This window comes from Paenibacillus sp. FSL L8-0494 (assembly GCF_038003695.1).
GTDB lineage: Bacteria > Bacillota > Bacilli > Paenibacillales > Paenibacillaceae > Paenibacillus_AQ > Paenibacillus_AQ odorifer.
This window is the reverse complement of the sequence record NZ_JBBOPQ010000002.1, coordinates 52092-59546: the sequence shown is the minus strand read 5'-3', so window position 1 is coordinate 59546 and position 7455 is coordinate 52092. Positions and strand designations below refer to the sequence as shown.

At 41.6% G+C, this 7455-nt stretch carries 5 protein-coding genes; all 5 read right to left on the bottom strand.

Features of this window, described 5'->3' with window-relative positions; all coding sequences use genetic code 11:
• Nucleotides 1–768: 768 nt before the first annotated feature.
• Nucleotides 769–1827, bottom strand: coding sequence for a hypothetical protein (locus tag NYE35_RS31350; RefSeq protein ID WP_341122601.1), 1059 nt, complete (start codon nucleotides 1825–1827; stop codon nucleotides 769–771).
• Nucleotides 1828–2618: 791 nt separating this feature from the next.
• The gene (locus NYE35_RS31345) at nucleotides 2619–2789 is read right to left on the bottom strand and encodes an aspartyl-phosphate phosphatase Spo0E family protein (RefSeq protein ID WP_341122600.1); all 171 of its coding nucleotides are present in this window, start codon (nucleotides 2787–2789) and stop codon (nucleotides 2619–2621) included.
• A gap of 233 nt (nucleotides 2790–3022) precedes the next feature.
• Nucleotides 3023–3721, bottom strand: coding sequence for a SprT-like domain-containing protein (locus tag NYE35_RS31340; protein WP_341122598.1), 699 nt, complete (start codon nucleotides 3719–3721; stop codon nucleotides 3023–3025).
• Nucleotides 3722–5384: 1663 nt separating this feature from the next.
• The gene (locus tag NYE35_RS31335; RefSeq protein WP_341122597.1) at nucleotides 5385–5810 is read right to left on the bottom strand and encodes a hypothetical protein; all 426 of its coding nucleotides are present in this window, start codon (nucleotides 5808–5810) and stop codon (nucleotides 5385–5387) included.
• Nucleotides 5807–7027 carry a ParM/StbA family protein gene (locus tag NYE35_RS31330; RefSeq protein ID WP_341122595.1) on the bottom strand — a complete coding sequence of 407 codons (1221 nt, stop codon included), beginning with the start codon at nucleotides 7025–7027 and terminating at the stop codon, nucleotides 5807–5809. Before NYE35_RS31330 ends, NYE35_RS31335 begins: the two co-directional genes overlap by 4 nt.
• Nucleotides 7028–7455: the final 428 nt, after the last annotated feature.

Below are 7455 nucleotides of genomic sequence, written 5' to 3'. Positions count from 1 at the left end.
GTAGCAATCAGCCAGGAACAATGCTCAGATCCGGATCCTGCAGACACATAAGTGAGCTGCTGATCGATGCGCCGGCGGTAGCTGGTCCTGGGCGCTGGACCGCATCCAGGAGAGCGTGAGTAGCAGCTGCAGGGGATCCAGCGGTGAGCGGTAGCAATCAGCCAGGAACAATGCTCAGATCCGGATCCTGCAGACACATAAGTGAGCTGCTGATCGATGCGCCGGCGGTAGCTGGTCCTGGGCGCTGGACCGCATCCAGGAGAGCGTGAGTAGCAGCTGCAGGGGATCCAGCGGTGAGCGGTGGCAATTAGCCAGGAACAATGCTCAGATCCGGAACCTGCAGACACATAAGTGAGCTGCTGATCGATGCGCCGGCGGTAGCTGGTCCTGGGCGCTGGACCGCATCCAGGAGAGCGTGAGTAGCAGCTGCAGGGGATCCAGCGGTGAGCGGTAGCAATCAGCCAGGAACAATGCTCAGATCCGGATCCTGTAGACACTTAAGTGAGCTTCTGATCGATGCGCCGGCGATACCTGGTCCTGTGCGCTGGATCGCATCCAGGAGAGCGTGAGTAGCAGCTGTAGGAGATCCAGCGGTGAGCGGTGGCAATTAGCCAGGCCAATGCCCGAATTTGATTCCTGCAGACACTAAGTGAGCTGTTACTGCAGGGATCTACCGGTGAGTTCTAGTTACTCAATCTCTTGTAAAGCAATGAGCACTAAAATAAGCACTGTAAAAATTAACTTTGGCTCAATTAGTAGATTTCGTAATTATCTATTTAATAAACCTTGCTTTACCTTGTAAAGTTTATAAGCTTCTTCATAACATGTAGAAAAATATCCAGTTGGATTGTTTATTTTCAAATGCATAGATACACCACCAGAAACCAAATCAAGATTACAAGATTTCTCGAAGTAGAGTTCACACGCTTTAATAACTATTTCTGGTAAGAGAATATCTTTATGATGGCTGCTTAACATTAGAAAGATAGATTCTATATAACTATCATTCATTGGTATATTATCTGCTACGTAGCAATATTTAGGCACATTAGTACAGAGCACTTCGTATATTCTATTTAAATTATCATCAATGTTATTCAATGGAAGATTTATAGAGGCGGCGATAGCCGACCCATTCAATCTATCATTCAATATTGAATCTGAAGTAGTCTTTGAAGTAATCTCTGGTATTGCTGTTCCAGCAGGGAGGTTCGGAGTTCGATTCTGGAAGTTCGAGTATCCAGATTGACCGTTCGAAATTCCTGTATGGTGATTCGAATCTCCAATTTGGACCTCCGAACTTCCATTTTGGAACTTGCTATCTCCAAAATGGTCTTCCGAACTTCCATTTTGGAACTTCGGGTATGTCATTTGAAAGTTTGTTATATTTAGCGTTCGTTGTAATGATTCGTATCCCTCTAAGTGATAACCTTTTATACTTAGATCAGTCATAATTTGTATTAAATCTACTCTGTATTGAAATGTTTTATCCCAAGAATAATTAGGATTTCTTCTCTCGTAGATCCATCCACCGTCAATCAAATTTTTTATTTTTCTTCTTATGGTTTGAATACTTGCCTTAAGCATTAATTCCTCAGACAATTCTTCTGCTTTTTTATAAAACCAACCATGATCACGTTTTAGATTTGGCTGCAGTCCATTGGTAGACATACGCTCAGTTTCTTCTTGAATTAACTTATCTGCATCTTTGACTCTTTCAGACCAATAAATAAATTGATTTAGTATTAATGCTGACACGTAATCGCCGGTTAAAGCTACCAGTTCCTCTTTAATAACGACCCGTTTTAGTTTCATTGGATTTTGCATAATTACCTCCTGATTATGTAAAATGTGACAGAATGAGTCCCCTTTTTAAATTGCTATGAGATCGATTGTATATATGTTCTGGTAGTGGCAAAGGGTTTGCAGTCGTTCCTATTATGAATTTTTCATATAGTGCGAAATTATAAATAGCAAAGATCTTAAGCCAGCGCATTCATACGTAGTCCTATAAATCTACTTCTAACGCACACCGTGGAAAAAAGGATCCTTTGCATGGTTTAGATGAATTACCCCTCTAATAGATGGATTTTAATTGTTTATGAATACAGAAAAAGCCCACGATCTGCCTGTACAAAGACAAATCGAGGGCTTGTAAACACTTGAAAAATAGATGACACTATGGTAAATTAATATATATCAATACCATAAATAAGGTATTAAGAAATACCCCAGGTCATTGTTAAAGCACTGATTCACCGATGTCCAGATCGGTTGATTCGGCACCTAGTATCAGAGCTCCAACTCTTCTACTAGAAGCTTTTTCAATGGCTATTTCTTTGTCAAAAGAACAATTTAAGTTATCCACATTTTAGCACATAAGGTTATAAAAAAGAAGAGAAAAGTTGTTCACAGCCTTGCTCCACACCTATATTTTGTCGGAATTTTGCTTATTTTTTCTAAACATGCACCATAAAAACGCAAGCCCTGATTCTACTAAAAATACCCAACCTAAAACTGGTGTTGTCAAAATTTCCATTCTACTCTCTCCCTTTGTATGTTATTCTGGAGAGGCGTGGTACCGGCAAAGTTTCACGCCTCTTACAAGTCGATTGCTCCTACGCATTCGGCTTTTTTGTTTTATTAATAAGATTGTGTACCTGATCTAATTGCTGTGACTTAGATACGACTACATAAGAATTTAACGCATAAAGGTTACTTAGTTCATACATTTCAGATTGAAGTGCCTCAAATTGATCGTAAAGTGATTCAAGTGAAACCTCGGCCATGTAATCACCTCCTCTTTTATTTTATTATACCATCAAAACATCTTTTGTAAATGGTTTTAGGTATAAAAAATAAAAAAAGCTTTGTATTTAATAAATCATACATACAAAGCTTTTTAAGGTTATATTTATGGCTCTGGATTGTACTGTCTGCTGGTACTTATGTACATGCTCCAACTACTAGAATCTAGCTGCTCATACTCAGTTGTTTATCATAGTGACCTAGAAATATCGACTTATTCTGTTTCAAAATTTTGATTACAATCACCACATAAAATGTTTAAGTCTTTTTTATATGATCTTACTGAAATCCCACATGATGGACAGGTCCATTTAATAGATTTTGAGCCTGACTCATAACCCATATTAGTACTGCTAGAACTGGCTATTTCATCCGTTCCCCCCCCCTCTGCTAAAGCTTTGAAATAACTATATCCATGACGTGCGATAACGAATATTTCTTTTCTAATCGGCATTTCTCCTATTTTTCGTTTTGCCTCATCTCCAAGTCTCGCATAAGTCCATCCATGTTTAGGATCTGGTTTATCCTCCTTGTATTCAAATCCTAGCTCTAAAACCTTTTGTTTAAAGCGTTTATTATGATATGTACCTTTACGACTGGTATCCTGTATACCTGCGTGAAGGTGGTAGAGATGGACCATTTCATGCAAAACAGTATCCATCGTTTCATAAAAGTCCTGATCCATAAACTCAGCTGATAGATTTAATTCATACATTTGCAATGTCCCATCTTGTGTGCCCCAAACGGGTACTACTGAACACCATCCCATAGAAAGCCTTTGATGCCCGTTTGATTGTATAGTTATAGCTGGTGTAGGTAATACCCCATCAAAATAAGTTTTATTAAACAATTCAAATACGTGATGAAGCTCTTTCGTTATATCACTTAATGTTAAAGATTTTATATCAAACATAGGCTCCTCCTTTTTTTGAGGCATATGCCTCAAAAATATTATTTATAATAGCATATTGATCTATTACTATCAATTTTTCTTCTGCAGGTTCCGGATCTGAGCATTGTTCATGGCTAATTGCTACCGCTCACCGCTGGATCCCCTGCAGCTGCTACTCACGCTCTCCTGGATGCGGTCCAGCGCCCAGGACCAGCTACCGCCGGCGCATCGATCAGCAGCTCACTTATGTGTCTGCAGGTTCCGGATCTGAGCATTGCCCTGGCAATTGCTACCGCTCACCGCTGGATCCCCTGCAGCTGCTACTCACGCTCTCCTGGATGCGGTCCAGCGCCCAGGACCAGCTACCGCCGGCGCATCGATCAGCAGCTCACTTATGTGTCTGCAGGTTCCGGATCTGAGCATTGCCCTGGCAATTGCTACCGCTCACCGCTGGATCCCCTGCAGCTGCTACTCACGCTCTCCTGGATGCGGTCCAGCGCCCAGGACCAGCTACCGCCGGCGCATCGATCAGCAGCTCACTTATGTGTCTGCAGGTTCCGGATCTGAGCATTGCCCTGGCAATTGCTACCGCTCACCGCTGGATCCCCTGCAGCTGCTACTCACGCTCTCCTGGATGCGGTCCAGCGCCCAGGACCAGCTACCGCCGGCGCATCGATCAGCAGCTCACTTATGTGTCTGCAGGTTCCGGATCTGAGCATTGTTCCTGGCTAATTGCCACCGCTCACCGCTGGATCTCTTGCAGCTGCTACTCACGCTCTCCTGGATGCGGTCCAGCGCCCAGGACCAGCTACCGCCGGCGCATCGATCAGCAGCTCACTTATGTGTCTGCAGGTTCCGGATCTGAGCATTGCCCTGGCAATTGCTACCGCTCACCGCTGGATCCCCTGCAGCTGCTACTCACGCTCTCCTGGATGCGGTCCAGCGCCCAGGACCAGCTACCGCCGGCGCATCGATCAGCAGCTCACTTATGTGTCTGCAGGTTCCGGATCTGAGCATTGTTCCTGGCTAATTGCCACCGCTCACCGCTGGATCTCTTGCAGCTGCTACTCACGCTCTCCTGGATGCGGTCCAGCGCCCAGGACCAGCTACCGCCGGCGCATCGATCAGCAGCTCACTTATGTGTCTGCAGGTTCCGGATCTGAGCATTGTTCCTGGCTAATTGCCACCGCTCACCGCTGGATCTCCTGCAGCTGCTACTCACGCTCTCCTGGATGCGATCCAGCGCACAGGACCAGGTATCGCCGGCGCATCGATCAGCAGCTCACTTATGTGTCTGCAGGTTCCGGATCTGAGCATTGCCCTGGCAATTGCTACCGCTCACCGCTGGATCCCCTGCAGCTGCTACTCACGCTCTCCTGGATGCGATCCAGCGCACAGGACCAGGTATCGCCGGCGCATCGATCAGCAGCTCACTTATGTGTCTGCAGGTTCCGGATCTGAGCATTGTTCCTGGCTAATTGCTACCGCTCACCGCTGGATCCCCTGCAGCTGCTACTCACGCTCTCCTGGATGCGGTCCAGCGCCCAGGACCAGGTACCGCCGGCGCATTGATTAGCAGCTCACTTATGTGTCTGCAGGTTCCGGATTTTTGTTTTCTTACGCTCTTCCCAAAAAAAACCTAATTAAGTGGCTTTTGAGGCCAAATAATTAGGTTTCCACTTGTTTAAAGTCGTGAGGGATCTATAGTTGAGTAAAAGTTATCTTTCTCTGAGTTTACGTCCTTTTTTGCTTCAATGCTAGTCACAGCAGAACTTGTATCTTGGTTCTTTTCATCACTAATTTCTGGATCTACGCTTAACTCTGTAGAAGAATTTGAAATCGATAATTTATTTTTCAAATCATCCATAACAGCAATGATATTTTGAAAATCTTTGGAATATGGCTCTAAAAACATTGTTTTTTGAATATCAATATCCGTAATATCTCTATATCCAAAGCGATCAATCATATGTCTAACCAACGTTGTGAGTGAAATTTGAATGTTTCCTTGTGCATTAACCCATTTATTTAGAGACTGAAAATCATTGAGTTTATTAATACGCCAGGACACAAGATCTCGTTTACTGACCTCTTTATTATCCTCGTTCACGACTTAACAACCTCCGAAGGAAAAAACACTCTATCATGAAGTATTGATAAACCTTCAAGATTCATATCTACCGCATACTCTGCAGGAATCCAAAGTACAAAGCAATGCACTTCCTCTGCGAAAGCGACTAGCTCGGAATAAAGTTCCGATTCAAATGTTATACTACCGCCTCCAAGCACCATAAAGTACTCAATGTCCCCACCTATTACTATGTAACGTTCTTTAATAATCTCTAAAATATTCTGCGCCTCTACATACTTAGCATCATCCATAAATGCTATAGCAGATTCATGTAAATTATCATCAGTATTTAACAACAAATCATCAAATCGCTGTCTATTAATTTGTAGGTGACCTCCGAGATCACTTGATAGCGCTTTAGCTGCCTCTTCTGCTGCATGACCCACCCCACGCTGTACACCGGTACAGTTATCTATAACAGGATTAGCACCATGAAGATGAATTAATTCCGTTGTTCCAGAACCTATGTCAGTTAATAAGCCTTTTTTCTGTGCAATTTCAACTTGAGTTAAGTTCGCAATATGTTCTCTGCCCTTTTTCCCTTTATACTCCTTTACTAATTTATCCAGTATTCCAGGGACTTTATTTTCCTTGGGGGTCGGTGCTTCCCTCAATGCATATATTGCAGGTACGCCCTCTTGAGTTATTTTAACGGAAATATAGTTAATTGTAACAGTTACTAAAGAGGTTCCAATATATACAATCACTACATGCGAAGACTTTCCATCTCCGTTATTAGTAAATCTTTTTTCCATCATTGAAGCAGTTGCTGGTTTCCATTCAGAGGCAGGGATTGCTCCTGTCATTTTTGCTTCAATTGATAAGGTTACCGGCAATTTGGCATGTTCTTCGTAGTATTCAGCAATTGCTGCGGCTGCTGTCATTGAGAGATTCATAATCACTGGTATGTCATGCTTATGCTTTTCACCAATTCGTATATTCATATTTTCGGTTTTAGCAATATTTAGATTCGCACGTTTACCTACACTAAAAAATCCCGATCTCTTTAATGCAGGACTTGTAATATTCACGGTTAATTCATCAAATAGATTAGCCATATGTTTTTCAAGATTACCTTCTGCAATAGCTGGTTGTTCAGTAAGCCGTTTTATCGTAGATGGCTGTACCAGTTTTTTACCATTATAATACATCTTGTTAGTAGAGTTTCCAAAATCATTTTTAATATTAGCAACCATTTCACAATCACCTCATTTTTAATTTTTAAATCCTTTCAATTCAAAATGAATTGTATTTGAATTTAATTTGAACACGAAAATGATTCTTCTTTACAAATATATACCAAATCTCAAAAGTAATCAAGTATTTTAAATTCATTTTCAATTCAATTTGAGTTTAATAATGAAATGTATATAATTAAAATCAGTGCTTATCTTAAATATTCTTCATTTATAATTCAATATGAATTCATTTATTCCTATTACTTTTATAAGTTTTTACCACTAATAGACTACAAAAAATATAGTCGGCACTTATTTTCATATTGCATAATTCCCCTCTCAAAAAAGGAACTTTATACCTACAAACAGAGTTAAATCACCTCTTATATTACTTTTAAAGATAATATTCGTCATAATTTATTATTATTTTTAGTAAGTTTTCCATT